Source organism: Roseateles chitinivorans, from assembly GCF_050632235.1.
GTDB classification, from domain to species: Bacteria; Pseudomonadota; Gammaproteobacteria; order Burkholderiales; family Burkholderiaceae_C; genus Roseateles; species Roseateles chitinivorans_A.
On the sequence record NZ_CP192584.1, the window covers coordinates 4,277,475 to 4,295,217 of the forward strand.

Annotated in this window: 14 protein-coding genes; 1 reads left to right on the plus strand and 13 read right to left on the minus strand. The window is 69.2% G+C overall.

Translation table 11 applies throughout. The features are described 5' to 3' along the window. Positions 1–116: 116 nt before the first annotated feature. The 7 genes from ACQ859_RS19335 to ACQ859_RS19365 form a co-directional block, all read right to left on the minus strand. Positions 117–767, minus strand: a complete 651-nt coding sequence (locus tag ACQ859_RS19335) for a superoxide dismutase (protein WP_431262295.1) — start codon at positions 765–767, stop codon at positions 117–119. Positions 768–1,073: 306 nt separating this feature from the next. Next, positions 1,074–2,204: a patatin-like phospholipase family protein gene (locus ACQ859_RS19340; RefSeq protein WP_431262296.1), complete on the minus strand. Its 1,131-nt coding sequence runs from the start codon at positions 2,202–2,204 to the stop codon at positions 1,074–1,076. A gap of 52 nt (positions 2,205–2,256) precedes the next feature. Then, positions 2,257–3,120 carry a substrate-binding periplasmic protein gene (locus ACQ859_RS19345; RefSeq protein ID WP_431262297.1) on the minus strand — a complete coding sequence of 288 codons (864 nt, stop codon included), beginning with the start codon at positions 3,118–3,120 and terminating at the stop codon, positions 2,257–2,259. Between the two features lie 192 nt (positions 3,121–3,312). After that, positions 3,313–4,353, minus strand: a complete 1,041-nt coding sequence (locus ACQ859_RS19350; RefSeq protein ID WP_431262298.1) for a TRAP transporter substrate-binding protein — start codon at positions 4,351–4,353, stop codon at positions 3,313–3,315. Between the two features lie 58 nt (positions 4,354–4,411). Then, a complete protein-coding gene (locus ACQ859_RS19355) occupies positions 4,412–5,704 on the minus strand; it encodes a TRAP transporter large permease (protein ID WP_431262299.1) in 1,293 nt (430 codons plus the stop codon). An 18-nt stretch (positions 5,705–5,722) separates the two neighbouring features. Continuing rightward, entirely contained in the window at positions 5,723–6,256 is a 534-nt protein-coding gene (locus tag ACQ859_RS19360) for a TRAP transporter small permease (protein ID WP_431262300.1), read from the minus strand. Beyond that, positions 6,253–6,747, minus strand: coding sequence for a gluconokinase (locus ACQ859_RS19365; protein WP_431266600.1), 495 nt, complete (start codon positions 6,745–6,747; stop codon positions 6,253–6,255). The genes ACQ859_RS19360 and ACQ859_RS19365 overlap by 4 nt, the downstream gene beginning before the upstream one ends. 276 nt (positions 6,748–7,023) lie before the next feature. Between ACQ859_RS19365 and ACQ859_RS19370 the strand changes: the two genes are divergently transcribed. After that, positions 7,024–8,046, plus strand: coding sequence for a LacI family DNA-binding transcriptional regulator (locus ACQ859_RS19370; RefSeq protein ID WP_431262301.1), 1,023 nt, complete (start codon positions 7,024–7,026; stop codon positions 8,044–8,046). Positions 8,047–8,059: 13 nt separating this feature from the next. Here ACQ859_RS19370 and ACQ859_RS19375 read toward each other — a convergent pair whose 3' ends face one another. The 6 genes from ACQ859_RS19375 to rpoS form a co-directional block, all read right to left on the minus strand. Further along, on the minus strand, positions 8,060–11,314 hold the full coding sequence (locus tag ACQ859_RS19375; RefSeq protein WP_431262302.1) for an efflux RND transporter permease subunit: 3,255 nt from the start codon (positions 11,312–11,314) through the stop codon (positions 8,060–8,062). Between the two features lie 35 nt (positions 11,315–11,349). Next, positions 11,350–12,504 (minus strand): efflux RND transporter periplasmic adaptor subunit, encoded by a 1,155-nt coding sequence (locus tag ACQ859_RS19380; protein ID WP_431262303.1) that lies wholly within the window; start codon positions 12,502–12,504, stop codon positions 11,350–11,352. A gap of 270 nt (positions 12,505–12,774) precedes the next feature. Beyond that, positions 12,775–13,974 (minus strand): MFS transporter, encoded by a 1,200-nt coding sequence (locus ACQ859_RS19385; protein ID WP_431262304.1) that lies wholly within the window; start codon positions 13,972–13,974, stop codon positions 12,775–12,777. A 2-nt stretch (positions 13,975–13,976) separates the two neighbouring features. Beyond that, positions 13,977–15,086, minus strand: coding sequence for a chorismate synthase (aroC, locus tag ACQ859_RS19390; RefSeq protein WP_431262305.1), 1,110 nt, complete (start codon positions 15,084–15,086; stop codon positions 13,977–13,979). A 101-nt stretch (positions 15,087–15,187) separates the two neighbouring features. Continuing rightward, the gene (rlmD, locus tag ACQ859_RS19395; RefSeq protein WP_431262306.1) at positions 15,188–16,705 is read right to left on the minus strand and encodes a 23S rRNA (uracil(1939)-C(5))-methyltransferase RlmD; all 1,518 of its coding nucleotides are present in this window, start codon (positions 16,703–16,705) and stop codon (positions 15,188–15,190) included. 47 nt (positions 16,706–16,752) lie between these two features. Next, the gene (rpoS, locus tag ACQ859_RS19400) at positions 16,753–17,676 is read right to left on the minus strand and encodes an RNA polymerase sigma factor RpoS (protein WP_431266601.1); all 924 of its coding nucleotides are present in this window, start codon (positions 17,674–17,676) and stop codon (positions 16,753–16,755) included. Positions 17,677–17,743 lie beyond the last annotated feature (67 nt).

Here is a 17,743-nt window from a genome sequence, read left to right on the forward strand (position 1 = left end):
GGGGACCGATGTTCGGGGAAGTGGATGACGATCCGGTGAAGGAATCGCGTCGAGCCGGGGTTCTCCCTGTCCCCCGGCGCCGGGACGTCGACCGGCGCGAGGCCGGGTGCCTGGGGTCAGGACTTGCCCTTCGCCCCCGCGCGCGCGACCGCGAAGCGACGCGCCACCTCGTCCCAGTTCACGACGTTGTAGAACGCCGCAATGTAGTCGGGACGACGGTTCTGGTACTGGAGGTAGTACGCGTGCTCCCACACGTCCAGGCCGAGGATCGGCGTGCCGCCGGAGCCGATGCCGGCCATCAGCGGGCTGTCCTGGTTGGCGCTGCTCTCGACGCCGAGCCGGCCCTGCGCATCGACCGCCAGCCACGCCCAGCCGCTGCCGAAGCGCGTCAACGCCGCCTTGGTGAACTTGTCCTTGAACGCATCGAGGCCGCCGAGGTCGGTGTCGATCGCCTTGGCCAGGTCCGCCGTCGGCGCGCCGCCACCGCCCTTGCCTGCCGGCGCCATCACGGTCCAGAACAGGCTGTGGTTGGCGTGGCCGCCGCCGTTGTTGCGCACCACGCCGCGGATGTTCTCCGGCAGTGCGTCGAGCTGGACGATCAGCTGTTCGGCCGGGATGTCGGCGAAGGCGGTGCCTTCCACCGCACCGTTCAGATTGTTGATGTAGGTCTGGTGGTGCTTGGTGTGATGGATCTCCATCGTGCGCGCGTCGAGGTGGGGTTCGAGCGCGTCGACGGTGTAGGGCAGCGGCGGCAGGACATGAGGCATCGTGAGACTCCGGAGGAGCCCGTCGCGTCGTGCTGCCGGGAAGGTCGCTGGTGCGGGGCGGTTGAAGGATGTGAGCCCCATTCTTGTCGCTCCCCCCGCGAGTCTCAAGCCACACCTGCAGAAGGCCCGCCCACCGAATGGTCATGCGCCCACGGCCATGAGCCCACCACCGGCGCGAAGCGCCGGCAAGGTCAGCGAGCGCTGCTGGGGCCGGAATGATGCTGGAGGTTCGCGGACGCGAGGCCTCCTGCATCGTGGAGTGCCCGCGCCTGTCCTCCCGCAGTGTTCTCCGAAGGCGCCGCGGTGTCAGGTCTTGCCCGCAGCATCCGACCTGGTCGACTTCCGGCCCGGCTTGACGGCCGGTTTGACGGCCGGCTTGGCATTGCGCACGCGATTCGCCAGGAACACTTCACCGATGTCCAGCGAGCTCTCATGACCCACGTGCTTCGCACAGGTGCTCAGCCAGCCGTCTGCCGCCGTGCGCCCGAGCCCGAACAGCGTCGTCAGCAGCCGCGGATCGGTGTTGAGCTTGCTGGAGGCGCCGAACTGCGCCAGCCCGCCTTCGTCGGCCACGCGGTGCAGCCGCATCTGCTTGTAGCGCGTGGGATCGACGCGCTGGTCGCGCAACAGCCGCTGCACGAAGTGGATCGCCCGCAGCTCGGCGACCAGGCTCGCGTTGAAGGTGATCTCGTTGATGCGGTCGTCGATCTCGGTGGAGGTGCGGGGGATGCCGTCGTGCTGGCGCGGGTTGATCTGGATCAGCAGCACGTCGTCGGACTCGGTGCCGTAGACCAGCGGCCAGAGCGCCGGATTGCCCGAGAAGCCGCCGTCCCAGAACGGCTCGCCATCGATGACGACCGTCTGCGCGCTATGCGGCAGACAGGCCGACGCCATCAGCGCCTCGATGCTCAGGTCGTCGCCGCTGAACACACGCGGCTGGCCGGTGCGCACCGAGGTCGCCGTGACGAAGACCTTGACCGGTCCCGCGTGCACGGCGTCGATGTCGACATGCCGGCGGACGATGTCCCGCAGCGGATCGAGGTTGAAGGGATTGAGCTGATACGGACTCCACAGCCGCAGCCAGGCGTCCCAGGCGGCCATCCCCGGCCAGGCGCTGCGATTGAAGACCCAGGCCGGTGTCTCGAGCCGCGCGGCGTCCGCCAGGCCCTTCGCCTCGCCCACGACGCCGAAACACGCCGGCACGCCGGAGACGTCCTGCCAGAAGCGCGACAGCGCCTGGCGCGCACCCAGCGCCCCGCCCTTGGCGAAGCCGGTGGCCATCACCGCGGCGTTCATCGCACCGGCGCTGGTGCCCGACACCCCGTCGATGCGCAGCGAGCCGTCCTCCAGCAGCCGGTCCAGCACGCCCCAGGTGAAGGCGCCGTGGGAGCCGCCGCCCTGCAGGGCAAGATCGATCGGTCGGGGCGATGTCGACATGGCGTGAAGGCGCGAGGGTCGGGTCTCGCGCGACTGCGGTGGAACCCGCAGCCTACCTTGGCGGCGCGTCGTGCGGCAGCCAGCGCCGGTAGAGGGCCTGGAAAGTGCCGTCGCGCTTCATCTCGTTGAGCTGCGACTGCCAGGCATGGATGGTCCCCATCGGCGTGCTGCGCGAGAAGGCGATGTAGCCCTCGCTGGCGGCAAAGCTGAAGACCTCTTCCAAGGCGTCCTTGTCCACGCCGGCCTGCACCAGCGTCTGCGGCATCGACAGCTTCTCCGCCGCGAACAGCGGTGCCCGACCGGCAGCCAGCATGCGCACGCCCTGGATCGGATCGCTGATCTGCTGCAGGTTGTGGAAACCGGCCGACTGGAGCTGAGTCAGCGTGTACCAGTCCCGCACGACCAGCACCTTGGGCGCGCGTTTCGCCTCGGCCAGCGAGCGCAGCCGGATGCCGCTGCCGGCCTTCGCATAGAAGGTGCTCTGGAAGGTGACGATCGGGCCGACCCACTGGAAGAGCTTCTCGCGTTCGGGGATGCGGGCCATCGAGAACAATGCCGCCGGCGGGCCGTCCTGCGCTTCACGGAACGCGCGCGCCCAGGGCATGAACTCGATCGGCAGCGACTGGCCGAGCCGCTTCTGGATCGCCTGCACGATGTCCACCGAGAGGCCGCGCGGCTGGCCGAACTCGGTGAAGTTGATCGGCGGGAATTCCTCGCTCAGCAATCGCAGCGACGCGGACGGCGCACCGCCGGACGAGGCGATGGCCGCCGCGGGCGTGGTGGGCGCCGCAGGCGTTGCGGGCGGTGTCGACGCCGGCCCCGGCCCGAAGGCCGGAGGCGGCAAGGTGGCATGGCCGGCGGCGTGTGCGCCGCTGAACCAGGCCAGACCCGCCAGGGTCAGGTGTCGTCGATGCATCCGCGAATCAGGTAAGGCGTTCGAACCATGATAGGCGGCGGTAACGAAATGTCTCCCGCGCATCGGGGAGAAAGCGACAGACGCGGTGCGCATTCGTGCGCAGGCGCGGCCGGGGAAAACACCGAGCCGCGCTGTCGCACGCGCGTCACGCGCTCATTTCAAGCGCTCATTTCATGCGCTCACGTCAGACGCTCACTTGCCGCCGCGCAGCTGCGTCAGTTGCGCCTGCGTTTCGTTCCACAGGTCCATGCCGACCTGCGTCGCCACGCCCGCGTTCACGCGGGTCAGCTTGTCGCGCATGCGGGCCGTCTCGGCGGGGCTCAGCTCGTTGACCGCCATGCCCTTGGTCTTGAGTTCTGCCAGCGCCTTGGCAGCCTCGTCGCGCGTGTCCTTGCGCTCGAAATCGCGGCTCTTGACGGCGGCCTGCCGCAGCACCGCCTGCTCGTCCTTGGACAGGCCGTCCCAGAACTTCCTGGACACCGTCACGATCCACGGGCTGTAGACGTGGTTGGTCACCGTCAGGTACTTCTGCACCTCGTAGAACTTGGCCGACAGGATGGTGTTGTACGGGTTCTCCTGGCCGTCGACCGCATTGGTCTCCAGCGCGGTGAACAGCTCGGAATACGGCAGCGGCACCGCATTCGCGCCCAGCTGCTTGAAACTGTCCAGGAAGACGTTGTTCTGCATCACGCGCAGCTTGATGCCATTGAGGTCCTCGAGCTTGTTGACCGCGTGCTTGCTGTTGGTCAGGTTGCGGAAGCCGTTCTCCCAGTAGACGAGGCCGACCAGGCCCTTGTCCGTCAGCCTGGCCTTGACCTTGTCGCCCACCGGCCCGTCCAGCAGCGCATCGGCCTCGCGGACGTTGTTGACCAGGAAGGGCGTGTCCCACAGCGCCATCTCCTTGGCGATGCCGACGAGGGTCGCGGTCGAACCGACCATCATCTCCTGCGCGCCGCCGATCAGCGCCTGCTGCATCTGCGTGTCCGGGCCGAGCGCCGCGCCGCCGATCGCGCGCACCTTCATCTTGCCGCCGGAGAGCTTCTGCACCTCGTCGGCGAAGACCTTCACCGCGCGGCCCTGGTTGCTGTTCTCCGCCAGGCCGTAGCCGAAGCGGATCAGGCGCGGCTTGATGTCGGCGGCCTGCGCGGGCAGCGCGGCGGTCAGCATCGCAGCGCCCAGCGCCGATGCGGCGGCCAGGATCTTTCGGCGGGTGTTCAGGCTCTTGAGGCTCATGTTTGTCTCCTTGGGGAACGGGACTCGACGGGATTCTTGACGACGATCCGGATGCGGCTCAGCGCATCCACTTGATGGGGGCAGTGACCAACTCGGGGAACGCGGTGAACGCCACCAGGATGAGGGTGTAGGTGATCAGGAACGGGTTCACGCCCTTGATGACCTGGTGCATGGACAACCGGCCGACGCCGGCCACGACGTTGAGCACCGTGCCCACCGGCGGCGTGATCAGGCCGATGGCGCCGTTGAGCACGAACATCAGGCCGAAGTAGACCGGATCGATGCCCGCCTTGACGGCGATGGGCAGCATCACCGGGGCGAAGATCAGGATGGTGGGCGTCAGGTCGAGCGCGGTGCCGATCACGACGAGGATCACCATCATCAGCGCCATCAGCAGGCGCGGCGATTCGATCAGGCCGCCGAGCCATCCGGTCAGCACGCCCGGCAGGTCGGCCAGCGTGATCATGTAGCTGGCGACCTGCGCGCCGGCGCACAGGAACATCACGATGGCCGTCGTCTTGGCGGCGCGGACCAGCACGCCGTGGAGGTCGCGCAGGCTCATCTCGCGATGGACGACGAAGCTGATCACCAGCGCATAGAACGCGGCCACCACGGCGGCCTCGGTCGGGGTGAAGACACCGGTCTTCATGCCGCCGATGATGATCAGCGGCATCAGCAGCGCCCAGAAGGCCTTGGCGCTCGCCTTGAGCCGCTCGCCCATCGGCAGCGGGACGCCCGGCGGCAGGTCCATCTTGCGCAGCTGCAGCTTCCACGCGATCAGCAGCCCCGCGCCCATGAACAGCCCGGGCACGATCCCGGAGATGAACAGCGCGGAGATCGAGGTGTTCGTCGTCACGCCGTAGATCACGAAGGGCATCGACGGCGGGATGATGGGCGCGATGATGCCGCCCGAGGCGATCAGCCCGGCGGATGTCGCCATCGGGTACCCGTGGCGCTGCATCATCGGCAGCAGGATGGTGGCGAGCGCGGCGGTGTCCGCGAGGGCTGAACCGCTCATGCTGGCCATCAGCACGGCGGCGCCGATCGCGACGAAGCCCAGGCCGCCGCGGATGTGGCCGACCCAGGCCTGGGCCATCTGGATGATGCGCCGGCTGATGCCGCCGGCGTTCATCAGCTCGCCGGCGAGGATGAAGAACGGGACGGCCAGCAGCGGGAAGCTGTCGATGCCGGCGACCAGGTTCTGCGCGAGCAGCTGGGTGTCCCAGAAGTCCAGCGTCCAGGCCATGCCGGCGCCGGTCAGCACCAGCGCGAAGGCCATCGGGATGCCCAGGCCCATCAGCAGCAGCATGCCGACGGAGAAGACGATGAAGGCGAGTGCTTCGTTGCTCATGATCGATGCGCCCTGCCCTTATTCGATGTCCGACTCGTGCTCGAGGTCGAGCGGTCGCTGGCGGATCAGTTCCCACAGCGCCATCACCGCGATGGCGGCGCACGACAGCAATGCGGGCAGCGGCAGCAGCGCGTTGGAGTAGCCGAGCACGACCGACTGGCTGTCCAGTCCGACGACGACCTGCTGCCACGCGCCCCACCCGACCAGCCCGGCCGCGGCGATAACGGCGATGCGGATCAGCGCGGTGACGATGCGCAGCGCGAGAGGCTTCTTGCGCAGCGGCAGCAGCAGGCTCGTGAACGCCATGTGCTCGCCGAGCGGATAGGCGGCGGTCGCGCCGATGAACACCATCCACACGAAGAGCAGGCGCGAGAGTTCCTCGCTCGCGTTGATGCCGCTGCCGAAGCCGTAGCGCAGCACGACGTTGATGAACACCGCGAGCGCCATCACGCCGAGGCACAAGGCCATCGCGGCCTCCGCGACGATCTGCGGGCGCGAGCGGCGCGCGGGTGCCGCCGAGGTGGCGGGAGCATCCGGGACGGGCGTGGTCATGGGGCAGTCTCCTGATTGTTCTGCGGGCCCAGCAGCGCGAGCGCCTCGTCGACCTGGTCCACCACCGTCAGCGTCGCCGGGACGGCGACGACGCCGGGCTCGCCGACGGGCGATTCCAGGGTGGCGAACTGGCTGTCGACCAGCGTGCTCGAGAAGAAATGGCGGTCGGCCCGATCGGCGACGCGCTGCAGCGCGAGCGCCCGGTCGATGTCGATGAACACGAAGCGCAGCGACGGGCACGCGCGGCGCAACCGGTCGCGGTAGGCGCGCTTGAGCGCGGAGCAGCTGAGAACGACCGGCGACTGCTCGGCCAGCATCTGCCCGAGCCGTTCCAGCCAGCCCCAGCGATCCTCGTCGGTGAGCGGCCGGCCGGCCTGCATCTTGGCGATCGAGGCCGGCGCGTGGTGCGCGTCGCCCTCGATGAAGGGCCAGTGCAGCGCCTGGGCGAGCGCCTGTCCGACGCTGGTCTTGCCGCAACCGGCCACGCCCATCACGACGATGGCGCGCGCGGAGATCGAGGCGGCGGTGACGGTCGGCAGGGTCATTGGACAGCGCTATCCCAGAATCTGAAAAGAGACGGCGATCGGAGGATCCGGGGTCGCCGTCGAGTCCCCGTCGCACAGGAATGTCGGCGGGATAGCGCTATCTTAGGTGGTGCATCCGAGCACCAGATCAGGGATTACGTGGGGTTTCATGGGATGCGGATGCCCCGCGTTGGGGTCGCCCCCGGCTGTCGTCCGGAGGAGGACAGCGCTATCCTGCAGCCGATGAACGCGCCCTCCTCCAAACGCCGCCGGGCCACCGGCCGAGCCACGCTCCAGGACGTGGCCGCCGCCGCGGGCGTCAGTCCGATCACCGCCTCGCGCGCCCTGCGCGGCGAGCGCAGCGTGGCCGCGGAGCTGGTCGAGCGCGTCACCGCCGCCGTCGCCCAATTGGGCTACGTGCCGGATCCGGCGGCGCGCGCGTTGGCCTCGGCGCGCAGCAACCAGGTGGTCGTGCTGATCCCGCTGCTGTCGAACGCGCTGTTCGTGGATCTGCTCGATGCGGCCCAGCGCACGCTGCTCGCCGCCGGTTACCAGAGCCTGATCGGCGTCACGCACTACGACCCCGAGGAGGAGGAGGCGCTGCTGCGCACCTACCTCATGAACCGGCCCGCGGGGCTGCTGGTCACCGGCTTCGATCGCACCGACGCGTCGCGCGCCCTGCTTCAAGGCAGCGGCGTGCCCTGCGTCCATGTGATGGAGAACCGCGGCGAGTCCGGCCTGCATTCGGTCGGCTTCTCGCAGCAGGCGGCCGGCCACGCGATGACCGCCGAACTGGTCCGGCGCGGCTACCGCCGGATCGCCTTCGCCGCGGCGCAGCTGGATCCGCGCACCTTGCAGCGCGCCGCAGGCTATCGGGCGGCGCTGGGCGCGGCGCACGATCCGGCGCTGGAGTTCCTGGATGCCGCGCCGTCGTCGCTGGCGCTGGGCGCGGTGATGTTCGAGCGCGTGCTGCGGGAGGCGCCCGATGTCGACGCGATCTTCTTCAACAACGACGACCTGGCGCAGGGCGCGCTGCTGCAGGCGCTGCGCCAGGGCGTGAAGGTGCCGGAACGGGTCGCGGTCGTCGGCTTCAACGACCTGACCGGCGGCGACCAGATGCTGCCGCCGCTGAGCACCGTGCGCACGCCCCGGCGCCAGATCGGCCTGGAGGCGGCCCGGATGCTCGTGGCGCTGATGCGCCACGAGGCGGTGCCCGAGGCCTGCATGGACCTCGGATTCCAGCTGGTGCTGCGCGAGAGCTGCTGAGCCCCGCGCCGCATCAGTCCGCGATGCCGGGTGTCGGCGTGCCCGGCATCACCACCGGCTGGCCGTGGCTGTGGTCGTGGCCATCGGGCGTGGTGCCGGCATCCGCCGCCGAGAACACCTTGCGGCCGCGCACCAGGTACGAATAGATCACCGGCACCACCACCAGCGTCAGGATCGTCGAGGTGATCACGCCGCCGATGATCGCGCGGCCCATCGGGGCCTGGATCTCGCCGCCCTCGTTGAGCGCGATGGCCATCGGCAGCATGCCGAACACCATCGCCGCGGTCGTCATGATGATGGGACGCATCCGGATCAGGCCGGCCTGCAGCAGCGCCTCGGGCACGGACATGTCCTGGTCCTTGCGCAGGTGGTTGGTGAAGTCGACCAGCAGGATGGCGTTCTTCGTCACCAGGCCCATCAGCATCACCAAGCCGATCATCGAGAAGATGTTCAGCGTCGTCTTCCACAGCAGCAGTGCGACCATGACGCCGATCAGGGCCAGCGGCAGCGAGGCCATGATCGCGATCGGCTGCACGAAGCTGCCGAACTGGCTGGCCAGCACGATGTAGATGAAGATCAGCGCCAGGCCCATCGCGATCAGCAGGCCGTTGAAGGCTTCCGCCTGCTGCTTGCCGTCGCCGTCGACCATGAAGCTGATGCCCGGGGGCAGCTGCGTCTCCTTGATCAGCTTCTGCACGTCGGCATTGACGTCGCCGCCCGGGCGGCCCTGCACGCCGGCGTACACCGCCTCGCGGCGCTGCAGGTTTTGGCGACGGATGACCTCGGGGTTGAACACCGGCTCGATCGTCGCGACCTGCTCCAGCGAGATCGGCGAGCCGTCCTTGGCGAAGGCCACCGGCAGGTTGCGCATCTGCTCGATGCTCTGGCGCTGCGCCTTGGGCAGGCGCAGCAGCACCTCGACCTGGTTGCCGTCGGGCGTGGTCCAGTAGGTCGCGATGTCGCCGTTGACGTAGGCGCGCAGCGACGAGGCCACCTGCACCGCGTTCAGCCCGAGCTCGCGCACCGCGTTGTCGCGCAGCTTGACCGCGAAGGCCGGCAGGCCGGGCTTGACGGTGGTGTCCACGTCGACGGCGCCCTTGATCTTCTTGACCTTCTCGGCGAAGTCCTTGGCCACCTGCGTCAGCACTTCAGGATCGGAGCCCAGGATCGTCACCCACACCGGCCGGTTGAAACCGACGCTGACCTCGACGCCGGGGATGCGCGCGATCTCGGCGCGGATCGCGTCCTCAACCTGCGTCTGGGTGCGCTTGCGCAGCTTGCGGTCCACCAGCGCGATGTCCAGGTTGGCCTGGTTGCGGCCGGTCGCCAGCCCCTCGCCGCTGCTGCCGACGACGGTGGCGACGGTCTTGATCTCCGGGAAGGTGGCGAGGATCTCCTCGACCTGCCGCACCTTGGCCTCGCCGCGCTCCAGGCTGGTCGCCACCGGCATGCGCAGCGTCAGGTGGGTGAAGCCCTGGTCGATCTGGGGCTGGAACTCGCTGCCCACCGCCGGGACCAGCAGGATCGCCAGCACGAAGCTGCCGACGCCCGACCAGGCGACGATGCCGCGCGGCGTGATCGTCGCCAGGCGCAGGCGACGCGGCGTGTCCTTCAGGCGCTGTCCCTCGGTCCCGAACGCATGACCGAAGGCCGGCAGCGGGATGCGGAAGCGGCGCGGCGAGAACACCCAGCGCAGCGTCTTCTCGTAGACCGTGTGCAGCACGTCCATACCGGCGTCGGTGGCGCGGATCAGGTGGCCGATCACCGGCACCTTCTTGACGTAGGTGCTGGGCGGATCGGGCCACACCGACGACAGCATCGGGTCCAGCGTGAAGCTCACGAACAGCGACACCAGCACAGCGACCGCGACGGTGATGCCGAACGGATAGAAGAACTTGCCGACGATGCCGCCCATGAAGGCGACCGGCACGAACACCGCGCAGATCGCGAAGGTCGTGGCCATCACGGCCAGGCCGATCTCGTTGGTGCCGTCCTCGGCCGCGCGGTGGTGGTCCTTGCCCATGCCGACGTGGCGCACGATGTTCTCGCGCACCACGATCGCATCGTCGATCAGCAGCCCGATGCACAGGCTGAGCGCCATCATCGTCATGAAGTTCAGCGTGAAGCCGAAGGCGTAGATCGCGATGAAGCTGGAGATCACCGAGATCGGCAGCGTCAGCCCGGTGATGATGGTCGAGCGCCAGCTGTGCAGGAACAGGAACACGATGGCGATCGTCAGCAACGCGCCCTCGATCAGCGTGTGGCGCAGGCCGTCGAGCGAGTGCTTCACGAAGTCGCTGTTGACGTAGACCAGGCGCAGCTCCATGTCCTTGGGCAGCGTCTTGCGCAGTTCCTCGATGGCGACCTTCACCGCCTCGCCGGTCTGGACGATGTTGGCGTCCTGCTGCTTGAAGATGTTGAAGGTGACCGCCGGCTGGCCGTTGATGCGGGCGATGGAATCGAGCTCGCGCTCGCGCTCGCTGAGCGTGCCCAGGTCGCCGAGCGTCAGCGCCAGCTCGCCGCGGCGCGCGACGACGACGTTGACGAACTGCTTCGGATCCTTGACCTTGCCCTCGACGCGCAGCATCGCGTCGTCGTAGCGGTTGGAGATCAGGCCGACCGGCGCGTCGGTGTTGGCCGCGTTCAGCGCGGTGGAGATCTCCGCCGGGGTGATGTTGTAGGCGCGCAGCCGGGTCGGATCGAGGTCGATGCGGACCTCGCGCACGGCCATGCCGCCGACGTCCACCTTGGCCACGCCCTCGACGCGGCCGAGGCGCTTGGAGACCGTCAGGTCCGCCAGCATCGACAGCTCGCGCAGCGTGCGGTTGCCGCTCATCAGCGCGGCCACGATGATGGGCTGCGCGTTCTCGCCCTGGAAGCGCTGCACCATGGGCGGCTTCACCTCGCGCGGGAACTGCGCCTGCGCCAGCGCGACACGGTCGCGGATCTCCTGCATGCCGCGGTTCATGTCGGCGTTCAGCGAGAACTCGACCGAGGTCTGCACCCGGCCTTCGAAGCTGCGCGACTGCACGCGCTCCACGCCGGCGATGGTGTTGAGCGCCTCCTCGAGCGGCTTGGCCACTTCGCGCTCGACGGCCTCGGGCGAGGCGCCCGGGTACTGGATGTCGATCTGCGCGCCGGGGAAGGTGATGTCGGGCGACTGCTCGACGCCCAGCTTGGAATAGGCGACCAGCCCCAGCACGCACAGCGCGACCATGACCATGGTGGCGAAGACGGGGTTGCGGATCGAGACGCGGGTCATCCACATGGGAGGCTCCTCGGCGGGAATTGTTGTTGTTCTGCTTATTGAGCGGCGTTGCCGCTGGCGGCGGCACTGGCCACGCTGGCCTTGGGCACGCGGATCTCGGCGCGCTCGCCTTCCTTCAGGTTGTCGAAGCGTGCGCCCAGCACCTGCGACTGCGGCGTCACGCCGGCGAGGATCTCGACACGGCCCTCACGCGGGTCGCGGCGGCCGGTGGTCACGATGCGGCGCACCAGCGTGCCCTTCTCGATCAGCCAGACATGCTCCTGGCCGGACACCGCGCCGATGGCGGTCACCGGCACGGTCAGCCGCGGCTTGTCGTCCGCCAGCTCGACGCGCGCGACCGCGTACTGGCCGGCGCGGAAACGCTCGCCGGGGTTGTCCAGCGACAGCGTCACGCCGATCGAGCGGGTGCCCGGCTCGGCGGCCGGCGAGATGCGCGCGATGCGGGCCGTCACCGGGTCGTCGAAACCCTCGATCTTCAGCTGCACCGTCATGCCCGGCGACAGCTTGCTGACCTCGTGCATGCCGACCAGGCCGGCGAGTTCCAGCTTGGACAGGTCGACGATGGTCAGCACCGGCTGTTCGGCAGCCACCTTCTCACCGGGCAGCGTGTGACGCTTGGACACGATGCCGCTGATCGGCGAGACCAGCGCGGCCTGGCGCAGCAGCACCTCGCTCGTGCCCAGCTGCGCCTTGGCGGACAGCATCTGGCCCTTGGCCGATTCGAGCTGGGCGCGGGAGTTGTCCAGCGCCGTCGGCGCGATGAAGTTCTGCGAGGCCAGCCCCTGGTTGGCCTTGTACTGGCGCTCGGACTGCTCGTACATGGCCTGCATGGCCTCGACGCTGGCATTGCGTTCGGCGACCTTGTGGCGCAGTTCCTCCAGGTCCAGCTGACCCAGCGACTGGCCGGCGCTCACGCGGCTGCCCTCGGCGACCGCGAGGCGGTCCAGGCTGCCCGAGGCCTTGGCGCGGACGATCACCGTGTTCGGCGCGACCAGCGGGCCGGAGAACTCGATGACGCCGGGCATCGGTGCCATCGTCGGCTTGACGATCTCGCCGGCCTGGAACTCCAGGGCCGGCTTGGCGTCTTCCTTCTTCGCCGCCGGGGCACTGCCCCCGCTCGTGGCATACACGCCAGCGCCGCCCGCGAGGACCACCACCGCCACACCCGCCAACCACCATTGCTTGCGCATGATCTCCCCCATCCTTCGACACGGGACCACCCAATCGATGATCCTTGAATGCGGCGGAGTGTAGGAATCCCTCAAATGATGCGACGGCCGGACGCGACGAATTGCAGATTGCGCGTCATGGCCTGCTTTTCTCCGGGACTGAAATTGCCGCGACCGACGACGGATTGCAGGACGGCCCGATGAAATGACCACGCGGGGTCTTCGATCTCGCGTTCGCCAGAGGGGCGGTGGCCTGGGATTCCCACTCTCGGTGGCGACGGTTCGATAGCGTCAGACCGCCTGCAGAGGATCCCGCTTCGCGCAGCGCCAATGGCTCCAGGCGCCGATGAGCGCGAAGACCGCGCCGGCCCAGAAGCAGGCGGCATACCCATGACTTTCGGCCAGCCAGGCGCCGCCCAGGCTGCCGAGCACGCCCGAGACACCGTAGCCCAGCACCGCATACAGCGCCTGCCCGCGGCCCTGCAGGCGCCCGGGGAAGTAGCGCCCGATCAGGCCGATGCAGGCGGTGTGCTGCGCCGCGAAGGTGACGGCATGGCAGCACTGCAGCAGCACCATCGCGGCGAGGCTGGCGCCCAGCCACGCGGTGCCGGCCATGCGCAGCGCCGCGAGCAGCGCGGCGGCGACCAGCCAGTGGTGCAGGTGGTGCTGGCGCACCCAGCGGCCCTGGAACGCGAACCAGCAGATCTCTGCCGCCACCGACACGGCCCAGAGCGCCCCCACCTGCCCCTTGCCGTAACCGAGCCGGTCCAGGTAGAGGCTGTAGAACGCGTAGATCGCCGTGTGCGCGAGCACGGTGAAGAACATGCCGAGGAAGAACCAGCCGACCTCGGGCCGGCGCAGCGTGTCGGCGACCGACACCGGTTCAGCCGCGTCGTGCTGGACGGCCGCGCGCTTGGGCAAACGCCAGGCGGCGATCACGAGCGCCGACAAGCCGACGACGATCGTCAGCGGGAACACGGACATCCCCGCCCCGTCGAACCACCAGCCGCCGCCGACGACGGTCGCCAGGAAGCCCACCGAGCCCCACAGCCGCACGCGTCCGTAACGCTTCGGATCCATGCCGCCGCTGGCGGCGAGCTCGTGCGCGATGAGCGCCTCGTTGAGCGGCGTCACGCAGGCGTTGAAGAAGTACATCAGGAAGACGACCAGCGTCAGCCCGATCACCGGCGCCGCGCCCGAGGCCGAGGTCGCCGGCACCAGCAGCAGTCCGAGCGCGCTGACCCAGCAGGCCAGCGCCGCGGCGCGGATCAGTTCGACGCGCCGCCCGCTGCGATCGGCCACCAGGCCCCAGAGATAGGGCGCGAACAGCCGCGTCCAGCTCTGCATCGAGACGAGCAGCCCGATCGCGACGACCGGCAGGCCGAGGGACTTGTACCAGAGCGGCGCGAACGGGTTGAACAACCCGATGCTGCCGTAATAGGCGCAGCCGAGCAGCGCGCTGGCGCGCAGCACGCGGCGGCTGTCAGCCACCGTCAGTCACCGGCCGGACGTTGACCCGCGATCGCGGGAATCGGGAGTTCGACGTCCCCGCACTGGGCGCGGTCCATCAGCACGTGGTCGATGACGACCAGCGCCAGCATCGCCTCGGCGATCGGCGTCGCGCGGATGCCGACACACGGGTCGTGGCGGCCGAAGGTCTCCACCGTCGTCGGTTCCCCGGCGCGGTTGATCGAGGCCTTGGGCGTGCGGATCGAACTGGTCGGCTTGATGGCGATAGCCACGCGCAGGTCCTGGCCGCTGGAGATCCCGCCCAGCACGCCGCCGGCGTTGTTGCTGGCGAAGCCCTCGGGCGTCAGCTCGTCGCCATGCTGGCTGCCGCGCTGGCGCACGCTCTCGAAGCCGGCGCCGATCTCGACGCCCTTGACCGCGTTGATGCCCATCATCGCGTAGGCGATGTCGGCGTCGAGCTTGTCGAACAGCGGCTGGCCCAGGCCGGCCGGCATGCCGGTGGCCTCGACCATCAGCCGCGCGCCGACGGAGTCGCCGTCCTTGCGCAGCGCGTCCATGTAGTCCTCGAGCGCCTGGATCTGCGACGCATTGGCGGCGAAGAACGGGTTCTGGCCGACGTGCTCCCAGCCCTCGAACGCGAGATCGATCTCGCCGAGCGCGGTCATGCAGCCGCGGAAGCCGATGCCGAGTTCCTCCTGCAGCCATTTGCGCGCGACCGCGCCGGCCGCGACCATGGGCGCCGTCAGCCGCGCCGACGAGCGCCCGCCGCCGCGCGGATCGCGCAGGCCGTACTTGCGCCAGTAGGTGTAGTCGGCGTGGCCCGGGCGGAAGGTGTCGAGGATGTTCCCGTAGTCCTTGCTGCGCTGGTCCACGTTGCGGATCAGCAGGCAGATCGGCGTGCCGGTGGTCAGGCCTTCGTAGACGCCGGACAGGATCTCGACCTGGTCGGGTTCCTGGCGCTGCGTCACGTGGCGCGAGGTGCCCGGACGGCGCCGGTCGAGCTCGGGCTGGATGTCCGCCACCGACAGTGCCAGCCCCGGCGGGCAGCCATCGATCACGCAGCCGATGGCCGGACCGTGGCTCTCGCCGAAGTTGGTGACGCGAAACAAGCTGCCGAAAGTGCTGCCGGACATCTGGAGGACCTGCCGAGGCGAGAAACCGAAGCCGTCGATTCTACGAGCGCCCCCTGCCCCCGCGACTCGTCATGCGCCCCTGCGCCGACCGCACGACCTCATTAAGCGGTCAACTCAGCGATCGGAGATGACGATGCGTCGGTGCCGCCCTCGGCATCGACGCGCAGGGTGGCGTCCGAGCCGGCCTCCGCGAGGAGACCGGCACCGATGCCGGTCGCCGCTTCGCCCCGCGCGATGCGCGCCTGCGCCTCGGGATCGCGCTCGAAGACCGCGATCGATTCGACGTGCGCGGTGTGCGGGAACATGTTCACCGCGCCCGCCTTCGTGCAGCGGTAGCCGGCCACGTGGACCAGCAGCCCCGCGTCGCGCGCGAGCGTCGACGGCGCGCACGACACGTAGACGATGCGCTCGGGCGGCGTCCAGCCGGGCGCCAGCGACGGATCCTTGATCAGATCCGCCAGCGCCTTCACCAGCGCGAACGCGCCTTCGCGCGGCGGATCGATCAGCCAGCGGTCGGACACGCCGTCGGCGGCCAGCAGTTGCGGCGTCATCTCGAACAGGTTGCGGGCGACGAAGCTCGCCTTGTTGTCGAGGCCGTTGCGCACCGCGTTCTCGCGAGAGCGCTGCACCAGCGCCTCGCTGCCTTCGATGCCCAGTACCTCGCGCGCCTGCGTGGCCAGCGGCAGCGTGAAGTTGCCGAGGCCGCAGAACCAGTCGATGACACGCTCCCCCTTCTGCACGCCGAGCAGCCGCAACGCACGGCCGACCAGCACCGTGTTGATGTGGTGGTTGACCTGGGTGAAGTCGGTCGGCTTGAACGGCATCAGCACGCCGAACTCCGGCAGCGTGTAGGCCAGCTCGGGGCCGCCCTGGTCGAGCAGATGCACCGTGTCCGGTCCCTTGGGCTGCAGCCACCATTGCACGCCGTGCTCGGCCGCGAACGCGCGCAGCTTGGCGAGGTCGCCCGGGCTCAGCGGCTCCAGGTGACGCAGCACCAGCGCGATGACCTGCGTGCCGTCGGTGTCGCCGATGGCGAGCTCGATCTGCGGCAGCCGCTCGCGCGCGTCCATCGCGCCGACCAGATCGCGCAGCGGCATCAGCATCGCGCTGATCTTCTCGGGAAGCACCTTGCAGACCTGCATGTCGGCGATGTAGCGGCTCTTGCGCTCATGGAAGCCGACCAGCACCTGGCCCTTCTTCGGCACATAACGGACCGACAGGCGCGCGCGGTAGCGGTAGCCGGTGGCCGGGCCCTCGATCGGGCGCAGCAGCGACTCGGTCCTGACCTTGCCGAGGTGCCAGAGGTTGTCCTCGAGGACGCGCTGCTTGACGGCGACCTGGGCGCCCGGATGCAGATGCTGCATCTTGCAGCCGCCGCAGGCGCCGGGATGCAGGCCGAAATGGGGGCAGACGGGGCGCACGCGCTGCGAGCTCTCGCGACGCATCGCGACCAGCACGGCCTGCTCCCACTTGTTCTTCTTGCGGCCGACGGAGACCTGGACCTCCTCGCCGGGCAAGGCGCCCTCGATGAACACCACCTTGCCTTCGCTGTTGTGGGCGACGCCCTGCGCTTCCAGGTCCAGCGAGTCGACCTTCAGCCATTCCGATACATCAGTCATGGGGGCGCATTATCCCAGCGCCCCGCGTGAAGGTCCCGCGGACCGTCTCAGAAGATCGAATCGCGGCTGATGCCCTGCCGCATCATGTTGCGCTTGAGCTTGGCCAGCGCCTCGATCTGGATCTGCCGGATGCGCTCGCGCGTCAGGCTGAGCCGCACGGCCAGGATGTCCAGCGTCTCCGGCTCGCGGTCCGCGAGGCCGTAGCGGCCGGCGAGCACCTCGCGCTCGCGGTCGCTGAGCGAGGCCAGCCCGCCCTTGAGCAGGTCCTCGAGTTCATGGCTGAGTCGATGTCCCGCCGGATCGACCGCCTGCTCGTCCGCCACCAGATCCAGCATCGACTCGCCGCCTTCGCCGTTGCGGTCGACCGGCGAATCCAGCGAGCTCGGCAGTTCCGCGTAGGCCAGCAGTTCGGCGATCTCGTGGACCGGACGGCCCAGCGCCTGCGCGACGTCCTCGGCGCGGACCCCGCCCTCGCCGCCGCGCTGCGCCGCCAGCGACTCCAGCGCGCGGCGCGCCTTCAGCACCTGGTTGAGTTCGCGTACGATGTGCACCGGCAGCCGCACCAGGCGCGCCTGATGCATCAGCGCGCGCTCCACCGCCTGGCGGATCCACCAGCTCGCGTAGGTCGAGAAACGGAAGCCTCGTTCGGGCTCGAACTTGCCGATCGCGTGCATCAGGCCGAGGTTGCCCTCCTCGATGAGATCGCTCATCGGCAGGCCGCGGCCCAGGTAGTTCTTGGCGATGCTGACGACCAGCCGCAGGTTGTGCTCGATCATCGCCTGGCGCGCCTCGAAGTCGCCGGCACGCGCCTTCACGGCGGTGTCGTACTCCTCCTGCGGCGTCAGCAGCGGCGTGCGCCGGATGTCGCGCAGGTAGGCCTGCAGGGCGTTGGTGGCATCGCCGTCGGCGGGGCCGAGGTCGCCCTTGCCGGACTTGGCCTTCTTGCCGTCCTCGGACTCGACACCGCGCAGCACACGGACGTCGTCGTCATCGTCGGTGGCCGCTTCGACCGCAACGGACGCGGTGTCGTCGTCGCGC

Bases quoted from the DNA above. Each gene is read 5' to 3' on its own strand.
- aroC (WP_431262305.1), bottom strand. From the start codon at position 15,086: ATGTCCGGCAGCACTTTCGGCAGCTTGTTTCGCGTCACCAACTTCGGC.
- ACQ859_RS19370 (WP_431262301.1), top strand. From the start codon at position 7,024: ATGAACGCGCCCTCCTCCAAACGCCGCCGGGCCACCGGCCGAGCCACG.
- ACQ859_RS19375 (WP_431262302.1), bottom strand. From the start codon at position 11,314: ATGTGGATGACCCGCGTCTCGATCCGCAACCCCGTCTTCGCCACCATG.
- rlmD (WP_431262306.1), bottom strand. From the start codon at position 16,705: ATGACTGATGTATCGGAATGGCTGAAGGTCGACTCGCTGGACCTGGAA.
- ACQ859_RS19335 (WP_431262295.1), bottom strand. From the start codon at position 767: ATGCCTCATGTCCTGCCGCCGCTGCCCTACACCGTCGACGCGCTCGAA.
- ACQ859_RS19380 (WP_431262303.1), bottom strand. From the start codon at position 12,504: ATGCGCAAGCAATGGTGGTTGGCGGGTGTGGCGGTGGTGGTCCTCGCG.
- ACQ859_RS19345 (WP_431262297.1), bottom strand. From the start codon at position 3,120: ATGCATCGACGACACCTGACCCTGGCGGGTCTGGCCTGGTTCAGCGGC.
- ACQ859_RS19365 (WP_431266600.1), bottom strand. From the start codon at position 6,747: ATGGGCGTGGCCGGTTGCGGCAAGACCAGCGTCGGACAGGCGCTCGCC.
- ACQ859_RS19340 (WP_431262296.1), bottom strand. From the start codon at position 2,204: ATGTCGACATCGCCCCGACCGATCGATCTTGCCCTGCAGGGCGGCGGC.
- ACQ859_RS19350 (WP_431262298.1), bottom strand. From the start codon at position 4,353: ATGAGCCTCAAGAGCCTGAACACCCGCCGAAAGATCCTGGCCGCCGCA.
- ACQ859_RS19355 (WP_431262299.1), bottom strand. From the start codon at position 5,704: ATGAGCAACGAAGCACTCGCCTTCATCGTCTTCTCCGTCGGCATGCTG.
- ACQ859_RS19360 (WP_431262300.1), bottom strand. From the start codon at position 6,256: ATGACCACGCCCGTCCCGGATGCTCCCGCCACCTCGGCGGCACCCGCG.